15 protein-coding genes are annotated in these 20,687 nt (G+C 77.0%); 9 read left to right on the plus strand and 6 right to left on the minus strand.

Going from position 1 to position 20,687, the window contains the following annotated elements; translation table 11 throughout:
• Positions 1-25 precede the first annotated feature (25 nt).
• The 9 genes from RMN57_RS32010 to RMN57_RS32050 all read left to right on the plus strand — a co-directional run bounded on the left by RMN57_RS32010 (position 26) and on the right by RMN57_RS32050 (position 16,403).
• The gene (locus RMN57_RS32010) at positions 26-478 is read left to right on the plus strand and encodes a PPOX class F420-dependent oxidoreductase (RefSeq protein ID WP_313766776.1); all 453 of its coding nucleotides are present in this window, start codon (positions 26-28) and stop codon (positions 476-478) included.
• Positions 479-589: 111 nt separating this feature from the next.
• Positions 590-1,459 carry a hypothetical protein gene (locus RMN57_RS32015; RefSeq protein WP_313766777.1) on the plus strand — a complete coding sequence of 290 codons (870 nt, stop codon included), beginning with the start codon at positions 590-592 and terminating at the stop codon, positions 1,457-1,459.
• A gap of 501 nt (positions 1,460-1,960) precedes the next feature.
• Positions 1,961-3,337, plus strand: a complete 1,377-nt coding sequence (locus RMN57_RS32020) for an MFS transporter (RefSeq protein WP_313766778.1) — start codon at positions 1,961-1,963, stop codon at positions 3,335-3,337.
• Positions 3,338-3,480: 143 nt separating this feature from the next.
• Positions 3,481-4,797, plus strand: a complete 1,317-nt coding sequence (locus tag RMN57_RS32025) for a condensation domain-containing protein (RefSeq protein ID WP_313766779.1) — start codon at positions 3,481-3,483, stop codon at positions 4,795-4,797.
• A 207-nt stretch (positions 4,798-5,004) separates the two neighbouring features.
• Entirely contained in the window at positions 5,005-8,154 is a 3,150-nt protein-coding gene (locus RMN57_RS32030) for an amino acid adenylation domain-containing protein (RefSeq protein WP_313766780.1), read from the plus strand.
• A complete protein-coding gene (locus RMN57_RS32035; protein WP_313766781.1) occupies positions 8,151-9,341 on the plus strand; it encodes an acyl-CoA dehydrogenase family protein in 1,191 nt (396 codons plus the stop codon). The genes RMN57_RS32030 and RMN57_RS32035 overlap by 4 nt, the downstream gene beginning before the upstream one ends.
• Before the next feature lie 48 nt (positions 9,342-9,389).
• On the plus strand, positions 9,390-11,258 hold the full coding sequence (locus RMN57_RS32040; RefSeq protein ID WP_313766782.1) for a non-ribosomal peptide synthetase: 1,869 nt from the start codon (positions 9,390-9,392) through the stop codon (positions 11,256-11,258).
• 97 nt (positions 11,259-11,355) lie between these two features.
• Positions 11,356-13,347, plus strand: coding sequence for a non-ribosomal peptide synthetase (locus tag RMN57_RS32045; protein ID WP_313766783.1), 1,992 nt, complete (start codon positions 11,356-11,358; stop codon positions 13,345-13,347).
• A complete protein-coding gene (locus tag RMN57_RS32050; protein WP_313766784.1) occupies positions 13,344-16,403 on the plus strand; it encodes a condensation domain-containing protein in 3,060 nt (1,019 codons plus the stop codon). Before RMN57_RS32045 ends, RMN57_RS32050 begins: the two co-directional genes overlap by 4 nt.
• A 189-nt stretch (positions 16,404-16,592) precedes the next feature.
• Here RMN57_RS32050 and RMN57_RS32055 read toward each other — a convergent pair whose 3' ends face one another.
• From RMN57_RS32055 to RMN57_RS32080, 6 genes are all read right to left on the minus strand, one after another.
• Complete coding sequence (locus tag RMN57_RS32055; RefSeq protein ID WP_313766785.1) at positions 16,593-16,928, minus strand: TcmI family type II polyketide cyclase; 336 nt, start codon at positions 16,926-16,928, stop codon at positions 16,593-16,595.
• A gap of 5 nt (positions 16,929-16,933) precedes the next feature.
• Positions 16,934-17,389 carry an SRPBCC family protein gene (locus tag RMN57_RS32060; RefSeq protein ID WP_313766786.1) on the minus strand — a complete coding sequence of 152 codons (456 nt, stop codon included), beginning with the start codon at positions 17,387-17,389 and terminating at the stop codon, positions 16,934-16,936.
• Position 17,390: 1 nt separating this feature from the next.
• Positions 17,391-17,651 (minus strand): acyl carrier protein, encoded by a 261-nt coding sequence (locus RMN57_RS32065; RefSeq protein ID WP_313766787.1) that lies wholly within the window; start codon positions 17,649-17,651, stop codon positions 17,391-17,393.
• 71 nt (positions 17,652-17,722) lie between these two features.
• Entirely contained in the window at positions 17,723-18,964 is a 1,242-nt protein-coding gene (locus RMN57_RS32070) for a beta-ketoacyl synthase N-terminal-like domain-containing protein (RefSeq protein ID WP_313766788.1), read from the minus strand.
• Positions 18,965-18,969: 5 nt separating this feature from the next.
• Complete coding sequence (locus tag RMN57_RS32075; protein ID WP_313766789.1) at positions 18,970-20,226, minus strand: beta-ketoacyl-[acyl-carrier-protein] synthase family protein; 1,257 nt, start codon at positions 20,224-20,226, stop codon at positions 18,970-18,972.
• Positions 20,223-20,657, minus strand: a complete 435-nt coding sequence (locus RMN57_RS32080; RefSeq protein WP_313766790.1) for a cupin domain-containing protein — start codon at positions 20,655-20,657, stop codon at positions 20,223-20,225. The genes RMN57_RS32075 and RMN57_RS32080 overlap by 4 nt, the downstream gene beginning before the upstream one ends.
• Positions 20,658-20,687: the final 30 nt, after the last annotated feature.

The raw sequence follows: 20,687 nt of genomic DNA on the forward strand, positions 1-20,687 counted from the left end.
GGCCGTCGGCGGGCAGGATCGCCGCATGGTCGAGATCTCGAAGGACATCAGGGCCCGGATCGACGCGGGCCACATCTGGTACGTGGCCACCGTCAACGCGGACGGCTCGCCGCACGTGAGCCCGATGTGGGTGGGCACGGAGGGGGACCTGGTGCTGTTCAACACCTCGGTCGGACGCATCAAGGAACGCAACCTGCGGCGCGATCCGCGGGTCTGCCTCTCCTCCGCCGATCCGGCCGACCCGTACGGCCGGGTGCAGATCCGGGGGCGGGTGGTGCGGTTCGTCGAGGGGGTGGAGGCGGACCGGACCATGGACCGGCTGGCCGGGGTCTACCTCGGGACGGAGCGCTACGAGTGGCGGGTGCCGGGCGAGCGCCGGGTGGTGGTGCTGGTCGAGCCGACGCGGATCAGCCGGGTGACCGGTGTGGAGCCGCTCCCGCCGGGCGCCCCGGGCAGCCGCGTACCCGGGGAGGAGTGAGCCGAGCCAGCCCGGCCGGACCCCGGGGCGGAGCCTGACCGGACCCCGGGGAACCGGGGGCGCCCACCCGCGTCTATCTTGATGGTCCACTGACACGAGAGGGAGCGGGCGATGGGCACGGTCGGTCGGAAGGTGGCCGCCGCGGCGGCCGCAGGTGTACTGCTGGGCGTGCTGACGGCTTGCAGCTCAGGGGGGTCGGAGGCCTCCCGGGACGCGGCGAAGGGCGGCGCGTCCGCCACCGCGGGTGCAGCCTCGGGCCAGGCCTCCGCCGCCGCGGCCTCGCCCGCGGGTTCGGCGCCGGCCCCCACGGGCGGCGCCGCCACCGCTGCGGCCGGCGGCGCGTCCGCCGCGGCCGGTTCTCCCGGCGCCTCCGGAACGGCCGGGGCGCCCGCGGGCGGTGCGTCGACGCCGGGGGCGGGCGGCGGTTCCGGGACCGGCGGAGCCCTGCCGGCGCCCACCGCGGACTCGGACGCGCTGGTGCTCGACGAGAAGCTCCTCCTGCAGTTGCTGCCCGACGGCAAGGCCATGACCGGCTGGGAGGAGGAGAAGCGGCGGGTCGACAGCGCCGACCACGCCACCACCTGCTCCGGCAGCGGGGCGTGCAGCGGCAAGCCGCTCAGCGGGACGGCCCGCTTCTCGCTCGGGGAGGTGACCGCGCGCTTCGCGATCGACACGCTGCCGACCAAGGCCGCCGCCAAGGAGAAGCTCGCCGAGGTGTACGCGTCGTACGCCGACGGGAGCAAGTACCGGGCGGTGGACATCGTGCCGCTGGGGAGCGAGTACCGCGCGTTCCAGGGCCAGCTGGCCGGCCGGGACGGTGTGAGCATCGTCCTGCGCTCCGGCACGCTGGTCGCGGCCGTCACCACCGAGGGCGGCCCGGCCGACCCGGCGGTGGCGCGGAAGCTGGCCGTGATGCTGGTGCAGCGGATCGAGCAGGCGCAGGCGGGCAGGACGCCGGACGCCGCACTCGGCGCGGCCTGAGCCCGTACCGACCCGCCGCCGGCACCCGGCCGCCTTCGACGCCCGACGCCCGACGCCCGGCCACCGACGTCCGCCCGACGCCGGTGGCCGGGCGTCGGCGTACGGCGCGGCGGTTCGGGCGCGGCGGTTCGGGGGCGGGTACGGCGGCCCGGGGTGGTCGGGGGAGGTCGGGGTGGCCGGGCGCCCGATAACACGGCGAGGCCACGTCAGAGTGACGAATCGTCAAGACTTTGCAGGTTCCGGCCATGTTGAAGGTGGCCGCCCGATGGCGAGAACATGCCTGTCCGGTATTCGGACAATGTGACGCGGATCCTGGTTTGAAATCCGCCCGGCCGGAATGTTGCTGGTCGGACTCCGGCGGCGGTCCGGCCCGGTGGGGCGGCGGACCGGGGCGGAGCGCGACCGGGCCCGGGAATGGGCGGGATCCGGCCGTTGTGGCGGAAGGCCGGAAACGAACCGAACGGTTGCCCGGTGTCGAATCGGTAACCGAGAGTCGTACTGATGAACGACATGCCTCGTCCGAACCCCGCCCGCCTGCTGGGTCTGCGCGACTTCCGCCTCCTCCTGTCGGGGGCCGTCGCGGCCCAAGTGGGGAGCCAGGTCACCCTGGTGGCGCTGCCGCTGGTCGCGGTGGTGGAGCTCGACGCCACGCCGTTCCAGGTCGGCCTGCTGACGGCGGCGGAGACCGCGGCCTTCCTGCTGGTCGGCCTCCCCGCGGGCGCCTGGCTGGACCGGATGCGCAAACTGCCCGTACTGATCCGCGCCGACGTGGTGCGCTGCCTCGCCGTCGGGTCGATCCCGCCGGCCGCCGCCCTCGGTGTGCTGACGATGGCCCAGCTCTACCTGGTCGCCCTGGTCACCGGTGTGGCGACGGTCTTCTTCGACGTGGCCCACCAGTCCTTCCTGCCGGCGCTGCTGCCGCGTGCGCACCTGGTCGCCGGCAACGGCGCGATCGAGACCGTCCGCTCCTCGGCCCAGGTCGCCGGCCCGGGGCTGGGCGGCGGGCTGGTCCAGCTGCTCGGCGCACCGCTGGCGATCGTCGCCGACGCGGTCGGCTACCTGACCTCCGCGGTGGTGCTCGCACGCATCCGCGCCGAGGAGGAAGCGCCGCCCCCGCCGGACCCCGGGCGCTCGCTGCGCACGGAGATCGCCGAGGGCGTCGGGTTCGTGCTCAGGCACCCGCTGCTGCGGGCGATCGCCGCCGCCACCGCCGTCTCGAACCTGTTCGCCGCCGTCCTGATGGCCGTCCAGACGGTGTTCTGGGTCCGGGTGCTGGACCTCTCGCCCGCCGCCATCGGGGTGCTGCTCTCCGTCTCGGCCGTCGGGGGACTGGCCGGGGCGCTCTGTGCCGGCCCGCTGGCCCGGCGGGTCGGCCAGGCCCGGCTGATCTGGCTCGCCCCCGTCCTCACCGGACCGTTCGCGCTGCTCTGGCCGCTGACCGGTGGCGGGGCGGGCGTGGCGCTCTTCGCGCTGGCCTCGGGAACGGTCCTGTTCGGTGCGGTGGTCTACAACGTCGCCCAGGTGAGCTTCCGGCAGGGCGTCTGCCCGCCCGGGCTGCTCGGCCGGATGAACGCGACGATGCGCTTCCTGGTCTGGGGCACCCTGCCGCTGGGCGCGCTGCTCGGCGGCGCCGTGGCCGACGCCGCCGGAGCGCGCGCCGCGCTCTGGGTCTGCGCCGCCGGGTTCCTGGTGGTGCCGCTGCCCCTGCTGCTCTCGCCGCTGCGCGGCATGCGGGAGCTGCCGACCGACGCCGGCCCGGTCGGGGCGCACGTCCCCGAGGACGAAGGCTCCACCGACCCGGCCGCCCCGGGCGGGCCCGGCGGCGCCGCCGCCGAGGCGGCCGGGCCCGCCCCGGAGGACGCCAGACCCGCCCGCTGACCCGCCCGCCCGCACGCACGTGCCGGCGACCGCACCGGTCGCCCGGTGGGGCCGCCCTGCCCGGACGGGCCACCACCCCGCCCCGAGTCCCGCTCGCCCCTGCCGATCCGCCGATCCGCCGATCCGAAAGCGGAGATCCTTCCGTGCACTCCAGCATCACGGCCGCCTACCTCGCCCGGTTCCGCTCCGTCGCCGCCGGCTCCTCCGCCGCCGACTCCGGGGACGGGCTGCTCCCGCTCACCGGCGCCCAGCGCCGCTTCCTGATCGCCCGGCGGCGCGACCCGCAGAGCCGCACGGACGTCGTGCCGCTGTTCTTCGCCTACCCCCGGGGCACCGTCGACCTGCCGCGGCTGCACCGCGCCGCCCTCCGACTGGCCGCCTCCCACCCCGCCCTGCACGGCTCCTTCGCCACCGTGCGCGGCACCCCGGTGCTGCGCCTCGGCGGACCGTCGGTCGCGGTCGAGCGGGCGGAGACCGGCCCGGACGGCACGGCCGAGGAGGCGCTGCGCCGCGCCCTGCTCGACTGGCCGGCCGACGGCCCGGCCCTGCGCCTGCTGCTGGCGGCCGCCCCGGACGACGAGGAGGAACTGCTCGCCGTCGCCCTCGACCACGCGGCCTGCGACGAGCAGTCGCTCGGCCTCGTCACGGCCGGGCTCGCCGTCGCCTACGCGGAGGACGGGCCGGCCGAGCCGGCGGCGGACGACGGGTCGGCGGCCTACCGGGAGGCGGTGGAACTGCAGTTGGCGGCCGAGGACGCGGCCGCGAGCGCCGCCGCGCACGCGTACTGGGCCGCCCGGCTGGGCGGACTCGGCGGGTCCGGCGACGCCGCCGACGCCGGTCCGGCGGCGCGGTCCACCGGGATGGTCACCCACCGGCTGCCGGCCGCCACCGGGGCGGCCCGGGGCGCGGTCTTCCCCGCGCTGCTGGACGCCGTCGGGGCCGCCGCCCACCGGCTCGGCGAAGGGGACCGGGCGCTCGCGCTCGGCTACCCGTGGGGCGGGCGGCCGCCCGGTGCCGCACCGGTGGTCGGCTGCTTCCTCAACACCCTGGTGCACCCCGCGCCGGCGGGGCCCGCCGCGGGACAGGCCGACCGAACCGGCCTCGACGAGCTGAGCGCGGCCTGGTGGGACGACCTGGACCACGCCGACACCCCGTTCGACGACGTGGTCCGGGCCGCCCGCTCCGCCGGGGCGCGCTGGTCCGGCGCCCTGGACGGGCTGCTCACCTTCGAGGACCTGCAGCGCCGCCCGCCGCTGGTGCTCGCCGGAACGGCGGGCCGTGAGACCCACCTGGCCGGACGCCCGCTGGCCGCACCGCTGGCCGTCTCCGCCTCGCACGGTGACGATCTGCTGGTCCGGCTGGCCTGGGACCGCGACCGCTACCCGGACGTCGCCGCCGAGGCCGCCTTCGAGGCGCTGCTGTCGACCCTGCGCCGGCACCTGGGCGGCCCAGCGGCCTGAGCCCCGGCCCGGCCGACCCTGCGCCGGGCCCCTGCCACCACCCACAGCCACCCCCCCGCCCCGCCGGGCCGCCCGATCCGGGCGCACCCGCCCGGCGGTCGGCCGGCCACGCCCCCACCCCCGGCGCCGGCCGCGACCCGAGCCGGACGGCCACCGCCGCCCGGTTGCACGACCGAACAACAGCCCACCACCACAAGGGAGTTCGCCATGTTCGCCCTCTCCTCCTCGCAGGAGATCGTCTGGCTGCACGAGCAGATGCTGCCCGGCAGTCGCGCCTACAACTTCACCGCCGCCCTCGACCTCTGGGGCCCGCTCGACACGGACGCGCTGCGCGCCGGAATGGCCGCCGTGCTCGCCCACCACCCGGGCCTGCGGCTGGAGTTGGTGGCCCGGCCGGAGGGTCTGCCGGCCCAGCGGGTCGGCGCCCGGACCGAGCCCCGGCTGCGCATCGGCGACCTGGCCGGCGAGGCCGATCCCGAGGCCGCCTTCCAGGCCCTGCTGCGGGCCGAGGCCGAGGAGCCGCTGGACACCTCGGCGGCGCCGCTGCTCCGCTGGCACCTCGTGCGCCTCGCCGAGGACCACCACCGGCTGATCCACGTCGAGCACCACCTGATCCACGACGGGCACTCCTTCGCGATCCTGCTCCGCGACCTCTTCACGGTCTACCGCGCGCACGTCCTCGGCGAGCCCGCCGAGCTGCCCGCGGCCCGCTCGTACGAGGAGCACGTGCGCACCGCCGAGGCCGCCGCGGCGGACAACCGGGAGCGCGGACTCGCCTTCTGGAAGCAGGAGTTGCAGGACGCGCCGCTCGACCTCACGCTGCCCGGGCTGGCCCGGCCGGGCGTCGCGCGCCGCCACCGGGGCGGGCAGCTGCGCCAGTCGATCGGCGCCGACCTGGCCGAGCGCCTGCGCGAGCGGAGCCGGGAGGACGGTCACACCCCGTTCTCCACCCTGCTCACGCTCTTCGCCGAACTGCTGCGCCGCCACAGCGGGCACCCGGAGCTGGTGGTCGGCACCGCGGTCGGCAACCGTCCGCAGGGCTTCGAGAGCGCCGTGGGCATGTTCGTCAACACGGTGCCGCTGCGGCTGCGGCTGGACCCGGCCGCCCCCGGCACCGAGGCGGTCGACGAGGTGACCGACGTCCTCTTCCGCGCGCTGCCCCACCAGGACGTCCCCGTCCAGGAGTTGACCCGCGCACTGGGCCGGCACACCAGCGGCGCCGACAACCCGCTCTTCGACGTGATGTTCAGTGCGCACGACGCGCCGCTGCCGGACATCCAGGCGCCCGGTCTGGAGGTCTCGCTCTACGAGGGCTTCAACACCGGCACCACCCGCTTCGACCTGGACGTGGTGCTGCTGCCCGACGACCGCCGGGTGGTGGGCGAGAAGCACGGCGCGGCCGGGATGACCCTGGTCTGGGACTACGACGCGGACCTGTTCGGCGAGGAGACCGCCGAACTGCTCGCCGGCCGCCTGCTGGAACTGCTGCGCCGCTACCTCGACCGGCCGCAGGCCCCGCTGGCCGAGCTGGCCTCGGCCGCGCCCGAGCAGTCCGCGCCCGAGCAGGTCGCCACCGGGCCGACCGCCACCGGGCAGGCCCTGGACGCGGCCGCCGTCCTCGACCCCGCCGCCGCCCACGACCCGGCCGCCCTGGCCGTGCTCGCCGGCGCCGAGCGGCTCAGCTACGGCGACCTCGACCGCCGGGTCGGCGAGCTGGTCGACCGCCTGCGGTCCGCCGGTGTGACGCCGGGCCAGCCGGTGGCCGCCGTCCTGCCCCGCGGGGTGGACAGCGTCGTCGCGCTGCTCGCCTGCCTGCGCCACGGCGCGGTGTACGCCCCGCTCTCCGCCGAGGACCCGGCGGCCCGCCTCGGCCTGCTGCTGGAGCGGCTGAGCCCGGCGCTGGTCCTCGCCACCCGGCAGAGCGCGCTCGCGCTGCCCGCCGAGGGCGTCACCCCGGCCCTGCTGGACGGCCCGGCGTTCCCCAAGGCCGAGCCGGCCGCGGTCCTCGACGGCGCCGCCTACCTCATCCACACCTCCGGTTCCACCGGCGTGCCCAAGCCGGTCCTGGTCGGCCGGGAGGCGCTGGTCGGCTACGTGACCGCCGTCGCCGGGCGGTACGGACTGGCCCCCGCCGACCGGGTGCTGCTGTTCGCCCGCCCGTCCTTCGACGTGGCGCTGGAGGAGGTGCTGCCCGCGCTGGCCGCCGGCGCCGCCCTGGTGGTGCCGCAGCGCGAGGTGCCGACCGGGCCCGAGCTGGTCGCCGTGCTCGCCGCCCGCGGCGTGACCGTCGCCAACCTGCCGACCAGCTACTTCCTCGCCGTCCGGGAGGACCTGGCCGAGGCGCTGCGCGACGGCCGCTGGTCGCCGCGCCTGCTGGTCCTCGGCGGCGAACGGCTTCCGGCCCGCGCCCTGCGCGGCCTGGCCGGCGCCACCACCGCCACCGTGCTGAACGCCTACGGCGTCACCGAGGCGACCGTCACCTCCACCGTGCACGAGGTCACCGAGGCCGACCTGGCCGAGGACGCCGCCGAGATCCCGCTCGGCACCGAGCTGCCCGGCGTGCGGGTGCACGTCCTGGACGACGGCCTCCACCCGCTGCCGGCCGGTGCGGTCGGGGAGCTGGCGATCGGCGGCGCGCTGCTCGCCGAGGGCTACCTCGGCCTGCCCGAGGTCACCGGGGCCCGCTTCGTGCCGGTGCCCGCGCTCGGCGGTGAGCGGGTCTACCGCACCGGCGACCGCGGCTACCGCGACCTGAAGGGCCGGCTCTGGTTCCTCGGCCGGCAGGACAACCAGGTGAAGCTGCGCGGCTACCGGATCGAGCTGGAGGAGATCGAGGCCGCCGCCTCCGCGGAGCTCGGCGGCCGCTCCTGCGCCGTCGTCCTCCACCACGACGAGGCGTCCGGCCCCCGCCTGCTCGGCTTCCTGGAGGGCGCCGAACAGCCCGACCAGGCCGCCCTGCACCAGGCGCTCGGCCGCCGGCTGCCGGGCGGGCTGGTCCCGTCCGCCTGGACGGCGCTGGACACCATGCCGCTGCTGCCCGGCGGCAAGCCCGACCGCGCGGCCCTCGCCCGGATCGCCGCCGAGGCGGGGCCGGCCGGCGAGCCGGCGCAGGCGCAGCCGCAGGCCTTCACCGACCCCGGACAGGCCCTGGTCGCCGAGGCCTGGCAGGAGGTGCTGGGCCACGACCGCTTCACCGCGGACTCGCACTTCTTCGAGGTCGGCGGCCACTCGCTGCTCGCCGCCCGGCTCGCGGCCTGGCTGGAGCCGCGCCTGGGCAGCCGCCCGCAGCTGCGCACCCTCTTCCAGCACCCCGTCCTGGCCGACCAGGCCCGTGCCCTGACCGGAGCGAACCAGTGAGCACCTCCGCGCTGTCCACCCCCTCCAGCGTCCTCGAAGCCGGTCACCGCGAGCTCGTCGACGCCTTCGAGAGCTTCGTCCGCCGCGAACTCGTGCCGCTCGCCGCCGAGTTGCCCGAGACCGCCGACCAGCCGCCGGCCGACCTGCGGGCCTACGTCCGCAAGCGCTCCGCCGCCCTCGGCTTCTACGCCGGCGACTACCCCGAGGAGCTCGGCGGCGCGGACATGCCGTTCACCGCCGTCGTGCTGCTCCACCACGCCGCCGGGCGCAGCGGCTGCCCGCTGGCGCCGTACGCGCTGGCCGGGTCGGACGGGCCCAGCCCGCTGCTGCGGCACGGCACCCCCGAGCAGATCGAGCGCCACCTCGTCCCGCTGGTCCGCGGCGAGCAGGCGCGCTGCCTCGCGCTCACCGAGCCGCAGGCCGGTTCCGACGCCTTCCGGCTCACCACCACCGCCGTCCGTGACGGCGACGGCTGGGTGCTGAACGGCCGGAAGACCTTCGTCAGCAACGCCGACCGGGCCGACATCGCCCTGGTCGTCACCGCCACCGACCTCGGCGAGGGCGCCGGCCCGACCGGCGGCGCCACCGCCTTCGTCCTCCCGATGGACCACCCGGGCCTGCGGATCGGCCAGCGCTACGAGGGCATGTCCGGCGAGCCGCTGTTCGAGCTCACCCTGGACCAGGTGCGGGCGCCGATGGACGCGGTGATCGGCGGCGAGGAGGGCGTCGGCGCCGCCACCGCGCTCGCCATGGACAGCCTCTCGCGCGGCCGCCTGGTCGTCGCCGCGATGTGCAACGGCATCGCCGAGTACGCGCTCCGCCTGGGCGTCGAGTACGCCCGGGAGCGGAAGGCCTTCGGCGAGCCGATCGGCAACTACCAGCACGTCCAGGAGCACCTGGTGGCCACCCGGGCCGAGGTCGAGGCCTCCAAGCTGCTCACCCTGGCCTGCGCCCGGCTGGTCGACGAAGGCACCGAGGCGCCCGAGAACGCCGCGCTGGCCAAACTGACCGCCTCCGAGACCGCCGTCCGGGCGGTGGACCGCTCGCTCCAGGTGCACGGCGCCACCGGCTGGGTGCGCGGGCACCCGCTGGAGTTCCTGTACCGCTACGTCCGGATGACGACGATCATCGAGGGGACCTCCGAGGTCCAGAAGGTGATCGTCGCCCGGGCGATGGGCCTGGGCTGAGCCGCTCCCGCCCGCGACAACCGCCACGCGACCTTCGGAGAAACCGTCATGACTGATCGTCAGACCGAGCTCGGCATCGGCTACGGCCGGCCGCACCAGGACGGTGCGGTGCTCGACCTCTTCACCCACTGGGTCCACCGGACCCCGGACGCCCCCGCGCTGGTCGACGGCGCGCGCAGCTGGAGCTACGCCGAACTCGACCGGCTCGCCGCCGAGTCGGCCGAGCGGCTGAAGGGTCGGGTGGGCCGCGGCGACCTGGTCGGCGTCTGCCTGGACCACTCGGCCGCACTGGTCGCCGCCACCCTGGCGGTGGCCCGGCTCGGCGCCGTCCACCTGCCGCTCGGCCCGCGCCCCGGGGAGCGGCGCCTGCAGGCCGTCGCCGAACAGCTCCGCCCCGCCTGCCTGATCGGCGACCCGGCGCTGCTGCCGCCCGCCCACCGGGCCGGCGAGCAGCTGCCGCTGGCGCTCCCGGGGGAGGGGGCGAACGCCGCCGCCACCGTGGTCGCCGCCTTCGCCGCCGCCGCCGACGAGGGCGGCAGCGGCGCCGGGGCGGGCGTCCGTGCCCCGGCCGGCACCCACTACGCCGTCCTCACCTCCGGCTCCACCGGCACTCCCAAGGCCGTGGCCGTCGGCGAGTCCGCGCTCGGCGCGCTGCTGCAGTGGTACCGGCAGCTGACCGGCCTCGGCCCCGGCGACCGGCACAGCCTGCTGATCGGCGTCGCCTTCGACCCGCACCTGATGGAGCTCTGGGCCACCCTCACCTCGGGCGCCGCCCTCAGCGTCGCCCCCGACGCCGTCCGGTGGGACCGGTCCGCGCTCACCGACTGGTGGCGCGAGGCCGGCATCACCGTCGCCGTCCTGCCGACCCCGCTCGCCGAGCCCGTGCTGGACCGCCCGTGGCCGGCCGGGCTGGCCCTGCGCCACCTCTGCATCGGCGGCGACCGGCTGCGCCGAACCCCCGGGCCGGACGTCACCGCGACCGTCCACAACGCGTACGGGCCGGCCGAGGCCACGGTCGTCACCAGCGTCCACACCATGCCCCCGGGCGGCGGCCACGGCGCCGACGCGCCGCCGATCGGTCTGCCGATCCCCGGCACGGTGGTGCTGGTGGCCGACCCGGACGGCCGACCGGTGCCGCGCGGGCAGGCCGGCGAACTGCTGATCGGCGGACGGGGGTTGGCCATCGGCTACCTGGACGCGGAACTCACCGCCCAGCGCTTCGTCGAGGCGCCGGCCGGGATCGAGGGCATCGACCGGGTCTACCGCACCGGCGACCGGGTGCTGATGCGACCGGACGGCGTGCTGGAGTTCCTCGGGCGCCTGGACGACCAGGTCAAGGTGAGCGGCGTGCGGATCGAGCCCGCCGAGGTCGAGGCCGCGTTCGAGCGCGACCCGTGGGTGCGGCGGGCCGTCGTGGCAGCGCGGCCCGGACCGGCGGGCGGCGTGCAGCTGGTCGCCTTCGTCCAGCCCGCGCCGATCGGGGAGGCGCCGGCCGGCGAGGCGCCCGCGGCCGCCGAGCTGCTGGACGCCGTCCGGCCCTGGCTGCCGGAGCAGGCCGTGCCCACGGCGGTCCGGCTGGTCGAGGCCTTCCCGCTGGACGCCAACGGCAAGGTGGACCGGGCGGCCCTGCTCGCCGCCACGGAGCCGGTCCGCCCGGTCGCTCCGGAGGAGGAGGACGCCGGTCCCGCCGAGCGGGCCGTCCTGCGGCTCTGCCGCGAGCTGCTCGGCCGGCCCGACCTCGGTCTCGCCGACAACTTCCTGGACGCGGGCGGGACTTCGATCGTCGCCGCGCGGCTGCTGGCCGCCCTGGAGGAGGAGTGCGGCGTCCGGCTGCGCGCTCCGCAGCTGCTGCGCCAGCCCGACCTGCGCGCCGTCGGGCGGCTGGTCGAGGAGCGGCTGCCGAGCGCCGTCGGCTGACGCCCGGCGCCCGCCTCCCACCGTAGGCCCGTCCCACCACACCCCGCAGCAGGGCGCCCCCGGCAGCGACCGGGGGCGCCCGGAAGGGAAGACACCCATGACCGCTCCCACCCCGGGCGGCCCCGCGCCGGAGCGCCCGGCCGCGGCCACCGCCGCCGAGCCCGCCGCCACTGCCGCCGACGCCACCGCTACCACCGTCCCCGCCCTGATCGCCCGGTACGCCGAGCAGCACCCGCGCGCGCTGGCCGTGACGGACGGCTCGCTCAGCCTGACCTACCGCGAACTCGTCGACTCCGCGCGCAGGTTGGCCGCCGAGCTGGCCCACCGCGGGGTCCGCCCCGGCAGCGCCGTCGGGCTGCTCTGCGCCCGCTCCACCCGGCTGGTCGTCGCCGAACTCGCCGTCTGGTGGGCGGGCGGCCACGTCGTCCCGCTCGACCCGGCCTACCCCCGGCCGCGCATCGCCGAGATGACCGGGGACGCCGGCGTCCGGCTCACCCTGGGCGACAAGGCGCTGCTCGCGGACGCCGGACTGGCCGACGACCAGGTCCTCGTCCTGACCGAGACCGGCCCGTCCGAGACCGGCGTCGCCGGGCCCGGCCCGGCCGCCGGGACGCCCGCCGCCGGCCTCGCGGACCGGCCCGCGGCCACCCCGGACGCGGTCGCCCTGGTGCACTACACCTCCGGCTCCACCGGCCGCCCCAAGGGCGTCCAGGTGCCGCACGCCGCCGTCGCCGACCTGGCCACGGCGCCGGACGCGGTGGCGCTCGGCCCCGGCGACCGGGTGCTCTTCCACTCGCCCGCCACCTTCGACGCCGCCACCTTCGAGCTCTGGGCTCCGCTGGCCCGCGGCGCCGCCGTCGCCGTGTCGCCCGCCGAGCGGCCCACCGCCGAGGAACTCGCCCGGGACGTCGAGCGGTTCGGCGTCACCACGGCGTTCCTCACCACCGCGCTGTTCCACCAGCTGGCCGCCCGCCGGTCCCGGATCTTCGGCGTGCTCCGCACCGTCGTGGCCGGTGGCGAGGCGCTGGCCGCCGAGCACGCCGGTGCGGTGCTCCGGGCGTTCCCGTGGCTGACCCTGGTCAACGGATACGGCCCCACCGAGGCCACCACCTTCGCCACCCTGCACCGGGTGGAGCCGGCCGACTGCGCGGGCCCGGTGCCGATCGGCCGTCCGTTCGGCGGCGCCCGGACGTACGTCCTGGACGACGGGCAGGCGCCGGTGCCCGACGGCACCCGTGGCGAGCTCTGGGTCGCCGGGGCCCGGCTGGCCCTCGGGTACCTGGGCCGGCCGGAGCTGACGGCCGAGCGGTTCCGGGAGCTGCCCGGCATCGGCCGCGCCTACCGCACCGGCGACCTCGCCGTCCGACGCCCCGACGGCACGCTGGAGTTCCACGGGCGCCTCGACGACCAGGTGAAGGTGCGCGGCTTCCGGATCGAGCCCGGCGAGATCGAGCACGCGCTGCGGGCCCTCCCCGAGGTGGCCGAGGCCGCCGTGGTGGTCCGCCGGGCCGGCCGCGAGGACGCGGCGCTGACCGCCTGCCTGGTGCCGGCCGAGGGCACCCGGCCGGCCCCCGAGGCGCTCCGCCGCCGGCTGGCCGAGCGGTTGCCGGCCCACCTGGTGCCGACCGCCTGGACCGTCCTGGACGCACTGCCGCTCACCGGGACCGGCAAGGTCGACCGCCGGGCGCTCGCCGAGGACGACATCGCACCGGCCACGGCCGCCGCGGCCCCCGGGGCCCAGGCACCCACCGGCGCCGCGGCCCTGACGCCGATCCAGCAGGTCGTCGCCGAGGCCTGGTCGCGGGCGCTGGAGCGCCCGGTGACCGCGCCCGACGCGGACTTCTTCGCCGAGGGCGGCCACTCGCTGCTGGCCATGTGGGTGGTCGACGACCTGCGCGAGGACCTCGGCGTGGAACTCCCGCTCGGGGACTTCCTCGACCACCCCACGGTGGCCGGCCAGGCCGCCCTGATCGAACGCGCCCTGCTCGCGGCCGACGACGCAGCGCCCGCCGACCCCGAGGCGGGCGACCCCGAGGCGGGCCGGCCCGAGCCCGCGCCCGCCGCGCACCTCCTGGAGCCGACCCGATGACCTCCGCCACCGGCCACCCGGGCGACCACGCCGCCCACCCGGCCGACAACCACCAGACCGCCGTCGGCCAGGGCGCCGCCGGCCACGCCGCGGCGCCGCAGACCGCCGCCCGCCAGGCCGACCTGCTGGCCCGCGCCCGCCGCCGCTCCGGCGCCGAGCGCGCCCGGACCGCACGACCGCTCGCCCGCGCGGCCACCACCGAACCCGCCCCGCTCTCGCACGCCCAGCAGCGGATGTGGCTGATGGACAGCCTCGGCCAGGGCGGCGCCCGCTACCACGTCCCGCTCGCCACCCGGCTGCGCGGCCCGCTCGACCCCGAGGCCCTCGCCACCGCACTCACCGCGCTCACCGCCCGCCACGCCGTGCTGCGCACGCGGTACGGACAGCGGGACGGCAGGCCCTGCCAGGAGGTCGGGCCGGTCGTCCGGGTGCCGGTCGCCGTGGTCCCCGCCACCGTGCAGGACACCCCGGCGCTGCTGCACGAGGAAGCGGCGCACCCGTTCGACCTCGCCACCGGCCCGGTCCTGCGCGCGCTCGCCCTCCGGCACGCCCCGGACGACCACACCCTGCTGCTGACCGTCCACCACATCGCCGTCGACGGCGGCTCCCTGCCCGTGCTCACCGCCGACCTGCAGGCCCTGTACGCGGCGGCGGTCGAGGGCCGGCCGGCGGACCTGCCCGACCCCGGGCCGCAGTACGCCGACTACGCCCGCTGGGAGCGCGGCCGGGACGCCGAGCTCGCCGCCGCCGCCGACGAGCGGGCCGCCCGGCTGGCCGGCACCCGGCCGCTCCCGCTGCTGCGCCCCGTACCGCCCGGCACCCCCGAGCGGCGGGCCGCCCTGCACACCGCCCCGCTCCCGGCCGCCACCCTGGACGCCCTGCGGCAGCTGGGCGCCCGCCACGGCGCCACCCTCTTCACCGCCGTCCTCGCGGCGGCCTTCGCCACCCTGCGGATCGCCACCGGCGAGCCGGACCTCACCCTCGGCTGCGCCGGCGGCCACCGCGCCAGGCCCGAACTGCGGCGCCTGGTGGGCCTCCAGGTCAACACCCTGCCGGTCCGCGTGGACCTCTCCGGCGATCCGCGGTTCACCGAGGTGCTGGCGGGCGTCCGGGCGGCCCAGCTGGACGCGCAGCAGCACCAGCACGTCCCGTTCGACCTGGTCGTCGCCCGGCTCGACGCCACCTCCCGCGGTGCGGACGGCACCCCGCCGCTCGCGGTGAGCTGCGACGTCGTCCGCCCGGCCGAGCCGCTGGCGCTGCCCGGCCTGACGGCGGAGGCGGTCGACGTCGACCTCGGGCTGGCCAAGTTCGGCCTCACCCTGCTGGTCGAGGACGGCCCCCGGCCGCGCTGCCTGCTCCAGCACGACCCGGCCGCCCTCGACAGCGAGCCGGCCGGCCGGCTGCTCGCTGGCTTCGCCGAGCTGCTCGCCGCCGTCGCGGCCGACCCGGACCGCCGCCTCTCGGCGCTGCCGGGCACCCGGCTCGACCCGGCGGCGCCGGTGGCCCCGCAGTCCGCGGCCGCGCAGTCCGCCGTCGGGCCCGCCGCCGCCGTGCCCGACAACGTGCCCGACACCGAGCCCGACACCGGGCCGGAGCCGTCGCACCCGGCCGTCGCCGCGCTGCTGGCCGACCCCGGGGTCGCCGACGCCGCCGTGGTGCACCCCGTGGCCGGCCCGGCCCTCGCCTACGCCGTCGTCCGCGGCCCCGGCGCACCGAGCGGCGCCGACCTGCGCGCCGCCCTCCGCCGCCGGCTCCCGGCGGACCGGCTCCCGGCCGCCGTGACGCTGCTGGACGCGATACCGCGCACGGCCGACGGCGGGCTCGATGCCGCCCGACTCCCCGGAGCACCCGCCCCGGCGGAGCCGCCGGCCCCGACACCGCGGCTGGAGGCGGTCCGGGACGCCTTCGCCGAGCTGCTGGGCAGCAGGCCCTCGGCCGACGGCGACTTCTTCCAGCTGGGCGGTCACTCGCTGGTCGCGGTCCAGCTGGCCGAGCGCCTGCGCACCCGGGCCGGCCTGCCGCTGACCGGCCTGGACGTGCTGGAGCAGCGCACCCCGCGGGCGCTGGCCGCGCTGCTCGACGAGCGCGCCACCGAGCGCCGGGCGGCCCTGGCCCGGCGCACCGGTCCGACGACGGTTGCCACCCGGGTCGGGACGGTGCTGCTCACCGGCGCCACCGGCGGGGTCGGCGCCGCGGTGCTGCAGGAGCTGACGGCCCAGGGCCGACCGGTGCGGGCACTGGTCCGGCCGGAGTCCGCGCACCTGGTGGCCCGCAGCGGCGCCGAGGTCGCCGAGGGGGACCTCGGCGATCCGGACAGCCTGCGCCGCGCGGTGGAGGGCGTCGACGCGGTGATCCACGCCGCCTGCACCTTCACGGAGCACGCGGTCGACGTCGCCGCGATGCGCGTCCTGGTGGACGGCTGGCGCGGCAGCGGCCCCTTCGTCTTCGTCAGCAGCATCGACGCCTACGGCCGCCCGGCGGCCCACGACGTCCCCGAGGGCGCGCCGGCCACCGAGCCGGTCACCCCCTACGGGCAGGCCAAGGCGGAGTGCGAGCGGATCCTGCTGGCCGCGGCCGGCACCGGTGGCCGCGGCCCGGGGGCGGTGGTCCGTTCCCCGCTGGTCTGGGGGCCGCACCGGCGGCTGCGCGACCAGCTCCGCTGGGGCGCGACCGGCGCGCTCTACCAGGCCGCGCTGGCGGGCCGGCCGATCGCGCTGCCGGCGCCGCCGCCGGGCGCCGGCCCGGACCACGACGTGGCCTGCTGGGTGCACGCGGCGGCCCTCGCCCGGGCGGTGGTGGGCTGCGCGGACGGCGCGGCGGGGACGGCCCGCGCGGCCGGCCGGATCGTCAACGCGGTCTCCGGCCACGTCCCGTGGCCCGAGTTCACCGCCGAGCTGGTCCGGTTGCTGGGCTCGTCCAGTCCGCTGGAGGAGGCGGCGGACGCGGACCCCGAGCTGCTGCGGCCCTGGCGCTACCGGGCGGACGCGCTCGCGGACCTGCTGCGTCCGGAGCCGGGCGAGGACTGGCGCACCGTCCTCGCCGCCATGACCGGCTGAGCCGCGCGCACCCGCCGGGCCGCACCCCGCCCGGCCGCGCACGCCCGCCGGCCCGGGGCCGGACGCACCGCACGCCGGTGCCCCGCAGGCGTTCCTGCGGGGCACCGGCGTGGTCGGGCGCGTCCGGGCGGTCGCCCGCCGGCACCCGGCCGGGAGCCGGCCGTCCGGGCTCCGGCCGTCCGGGCCCGGTCAGTTGAGGCCGGGACGCTCCCAGCGGTAGAACTCACGCGCCATCGCGTCCTTGGGCTCCCGCCAGGTGGCCGGGTCGTACGCCTGGACGTAGGCGGTGAGGGCGTCGCTGACCGCCCGGAACTCCGGGTGGCCGATCACCTTGGCGACGGCCGGGCCCGGTGGGCGGTCGGCCTCGATCAGGTGCAGGTAGACATCGCCGAACTGGAACAGGCTCCGCCCGGTGACGCCGATCAGGTGCGGCAGTTCGCCGCGGTCGGACTCGGCGAACACCTCGGCGATGCCGTCGGCCGCCCCGGGCTTCATCCGGGCGACGATCAGTGCGCGGTGGGTCATCGGGCTCACACCTCCGCGGCCTTCTTCTCGACCTTCTCGCGGATCAGCTGCATCTGGATGCGCGAGTTGCGGTTGATGTGGTTGACCATGCCGTCGTCGTCCACCGGCGCGGTCGGCTTCATCGCGAAGTCCTGCACCCAGCGCATCCGGGTGCCGGCCGGGACCTCCGCGTACTCCCAGCGGATGTCCATGAACTCGAACGGACCGGGCTCGACCCGGCGGGCGTTCACCGCGAGCGAGGCCCGGTCGGTGGTGCGCTCGGAGACCCAGCTCCACACCTGCCCGTTCTCGTCGGGGTGCATGGTGAGCCGGAAGCGCACGCGGTCGCCGTCGCGCTCCAGCACCTCCACGGAGGCGTACTCGCTGAACAGCTGCGGCCAGTTCTCCAGGTCGTTGGTGATCTCCCAGACCAGGTCGAGCGGCGCGGCGATGACGATCTCGTTGTCGGTGTGTCCGGGCATCTCAGGCACCCGCCTTCGCGGTGAAGGCGGAGTTGACCAGCTCCAGGAACTCGGCCGGGGTCTTGGCCGACTCGGCGCCGTTGGTGACCTTCACGCCGTGCCGGTTCTCCAGTTCGCCGACCACGCCGAGCAGACCGAGGGAGTCCACGCCGAACTCGTCGAAGCTGGCGCCCGGGCGCTCAAGGTCCACCGGGTCGATCACGACGCCGGCCCGGGCCTGGATCAGCGCGGCCAGTTCGGGATGGGTGAGGGTGTTGCTCACGGGTTGTTCCCTTCCGTAGGTGGGCTCACCGGGTCTGCCGGGTGAGCCGGGTGGGCCAGACGGGAGTGCGGTCAGGCCTGCTCGCCGCGCCGGAGGACCAGCGCGGAGTTGGAGCCCATCAGCCCGCGGCTGAGCACCAGGGCGGTGCGCAGCTCGGCCGGGCGGGCGCGGCCGGTCACCAGGGCGAGGTCGTGGCAGACCTCGGTGACGTTGGGGGTCGGCGGCACCAGGCCGTCCTCCATGGCCAGGACGGCGGCGGCGGTGTCCAGCACCGGTGCGCCGCAGTAGGCCCGCCCGGTGCCGGCCTTGGGCGCGGTGACCGGCACGCGTTCGGCGTACGGGCCGAGGGCGTCGGCCAGTGCGAGTGCCTCGGCGCGGTCGGCGGCCGGGACGCCGAGGGCGTCGGCGAAGACCACGTCGACGTCCTCCGCGGAGATCCGGGCCTGGTCGAGCGCGATCCGGATCGCCGCGGCGAGGCCCTCCCGGGACTCCTCCCAGCGGGAGGCACCGGTGAAGGTCGCGCCGTGCCCGGCCAGGTGGGCCCGGACGGCGGCGCCCCGGCGGCGGGCCGACTCCTCGTCCTCCAGCATCAGCATCGCGCCGCCCTCGGCGGGGGAGAAGCCGACCGCCGCGGGGGAGAACGGCAGGTAGGCGCGGTCGGCCCGCTCGGCGAGGCTCAGCTCGGGGTAGCCGAGCTGGCAGACCATCGAGTACGGCGCCAGCGGCGCCTCGGCGGCGCCGGCCACCACGGCGTCGGTGCCGCGCTCGATGGCACGGGCGGCGTGGGCGAGGGCGTCCAGGCCGCCGGCCTCGTCGCTGGCCACCACCCCGCAGGGGCCCTTGTAGCCGCCGCGGATCGAGACCTGGCCGGTGCTGGCCGCGTAGAACCAGGCGATGGACTGGTACGGTCCGACGAACTGCGGCCCCTGGCCCCAGAGTTGCTGGAGCTCGCGCTGGCCGAACTCGCCGCCCCCGGAGCCGGCCGCGGTCACCACGCCGACTCCGAAGGGCTGCTCGGGGTCGGGGGTGAACCCGGCGTCCGACACCGCCAGGTCGGCGGCGGCCATCGCGTAGTGGGTGAAGCGGTCGGTCTGTACGAGAAAGCGGCTGTCGATCACCGAGGACGGGTCGAAGTCCCGTACCTGGCCGGCGATCCGCAGGGGGAGGTGGGCGCAGCCCTCCCGGGATATCCGGTCGAGGACGCTCACGCCCTGCGTGGTGGCCTTCCAGAAGGCGTCGGCCCCGACGCCGTTCGGCGCCACCACGCCGAGGCCGGTGACCACCGCCCGGCGGCCCTGTTGACGTGACGTCATGGAAATCACCCCGTTCTGTTCAACACGACGGCGGACTGGAATCCGCCGAATCCGCTTCCGACCGACAGGATGTGACGGAGCGGCAGCTCGCGCGCGGTGCGCGGCACGTAGTCGAGGTCGCACTCCGGGTCCGGAGCTTCGTAGTTGGCGGTCGGCGGCACCACGCCGTGGGCGAGGGCGAGGGTGCACGCGACCACCTCGATCGCGCCGATCGCGCCGAGGGAGTGCCCGACCATCGACTTGATCGAGCTCATCGGCGTCTCGTAGGCGTGCCCGCCGAGCGAGCGCTTCACGGCCGCCGTCTCGTGCCGGTCGTTCTGCTTGGTGCCCGAGCCGTGCGCGTTGACGTAGTCGACGTCGGTGCGGTTCACCCGGGCGTGGGCGAGCGCGTCGTCGATCGCCCGGGACATCTCCAGCCCCTCCTGGGTGAGGCCGGTCATGTGGTAGGCGTTGCCGAAGGTGGCGAACCCGCCGATCTCGCCGTAGATCCGGGCGCCGCGCCGGCGGGCGTGCTCCAGCTCCTCCAGCACCAGGACGGCGCCGCCCTCGCCGAGCACGAAGCCGTCCCGGTGGGCGTCGAAGGGGCGGGAGGCGTGCTCCGGATCGTCGTTGCGCTCGCTGGTGGCCTTGATGGCGTCGAAGCAGGCGACGGTGATCGGTGAGATCGGCGAGTCGGAGGCGCCGGCGATGCAGATGTCGGCGCGCCCCTCCTCGACCGCCTGGAAGGCGTAGCCGATCGCGTCCAGTCCGGAGGTGCAGCCGGTGGAGACGGTCTGCACCGGGCCGTGCGCGCCGGTGCGCTCGGCGACCGCGGAGGCCAGCGTGCTGGGCGCGAACGCCCGGTGCAGCTGGGGCTCGGCCTGCCGGTGGTCGACGTCCCAACGGTCGCCGCCGGCGCTCACCAGGGCGTAGTCGTGCTCCAGCCGGGTGGTGCCGCCGACGGCCGTCCCGAGGGAGACGGCGATCCGCCACGGGTCCTCCGCGGCCAGGTCGAGCCCGGCGTCGGCGATCGCCTCGTCGGCCGCCACCATCGCGAACTGCACGTACCGGTCGGCCCGTTGGACCTCCTCGGGGCCTAGCCCGTGCGCCGCCGGGTCGAAGTCGCACTCGGCGGCGATCCGGGAGCGGAACCCGGTGGGGTCGAAGAGCGTGATGCCCCGGGTGGCGGTGCGCCCGGAGGTGAGCAGCCGCCAGAAGGCCGGCACGCCCACACCGCCGGGCGCCACCACACCGATCCCGGTGACGGCGACACGCCGTGTCACGAAGCGACCTTGGCGTGTTCCGGCGGGCCGGAGGCGACGGCCGGTTCGGTCTCCTCGGTGTCGACGTGGCCGAGCTCCGGCCGGGGAGCGAGCGGGCCGAGGTGGAAGACCATCCGGGCCTCGGTGTCGCCGACGTTGCGGAAGCGGTGGCGCATGTTGACCGGGATCATCAGCCCCTGGTTGGGCTTGATCGGACGGGTCTCCCCGTCCAGGTCCACCTCCAGGTCGCCGCACACCACGAACACGAACTCCTCGGAGTACGGGTGGTAGTGCTCGCCGATCCGCTCGCCGGGCTGCACGATGGCCAGACCCATGAACCCGCTGGTCGCGCCGCAGGTGGTGGGGGTGAGCATGGCGCGCAGGTCGCCGCCGCGCCGCCGGTTCTCCGGGGCCTCGTCGACGTGCACGATCCGTGGGTACTGCGTGGTCATGGTTCTTCCTCCGAGTGTGGGGTCTGGTCT

It is taken from the genome of Kitasatospora sp. CM 4170 (assembly GCF_032110285.1).
Classification (GTDB): Bacteria; Actinomycetota; Actinomycetes; order Streptomycetales; family Streptomycetaceae; genus Kitasatospora; species Kitasatospora aburaviensis.

Coding starts and splice junctions, on each gene's coding strand:
- RMN57_RS32040 (WP_313766782.1), top strand. CDS start 9,390: ATGACTGATCGTCAGACCGAGCTCGGCATCGGCTACGGCCGGCCGCAC.
- RMN57_RS32060 (WP_313766786.1), bottom strand. CDS start 17,389: ATGCCCGGACACACCGACAACGAGATCGTCATCGCCGCGCCGCTCGAC.
- RMN57_RS32020 (WP_313766778.1), top strand. CDS start 1,961: ATGAACGACATGCCTCGTCCGAACCCCGCCCGCCTGCTGGGTCTGCGC.
- RMN57_RS32045 (WP_313766783.1), top strand. CDS start 11,356: ATGACCGCTCCCACCCCGGGCGGCCCCGCGCCGGAGCGCCCGGCCGCG.
- RMN57_RS32070 (WP_313766788.1), bottom strand. CDS start 18,964: ATGACGTCACGTCAACAGGGCCGCCGGGCGGTGGTCACCGGCCTCGGC.
- RMN57_RS32030 (WP_313766780.1), top strand. CDS start 5,005: ATGTTCGCCCTCTCCTCCTCGCAGGAGATCGTCTGGCTGCACGAGCAG.
- RMN57_RS32050 (WP_313766784.1), top strand. CDS start 13,344: ATGACCTCCGCCACCGGCCACCCGGGCGACCACGCCGCCCACCCGGCC.
- RMN57_RS32010 (WP_313766776.1), top strand. CDS start 26: ATGGTCGAGATCTCGAAGGACATCAGGGCCCGGATCGACGCGGGCCAC.
- RMN57_RS32080 (WP_313766790.1), bottom strand. CDS start 20,657: ATGACCACGCAGTACCCACGGATCGTGCACGTCGACGAGGCCCCGGAG.
- RMN57_RS32015 (WP_313766777.1), top strand. CDS start 590: ATGGGCACGGTCGGTCGGAAGGTGGCCGCCGCGGCGGCCGCAGGTGTA.
- RMN57_RS32055 (WP_313766785.1), bottom strand. CDS start 16,928: ATGACCCACCGCGCACTGATCGTCGCCCGGATGAAGCCCGGGGCGGCC.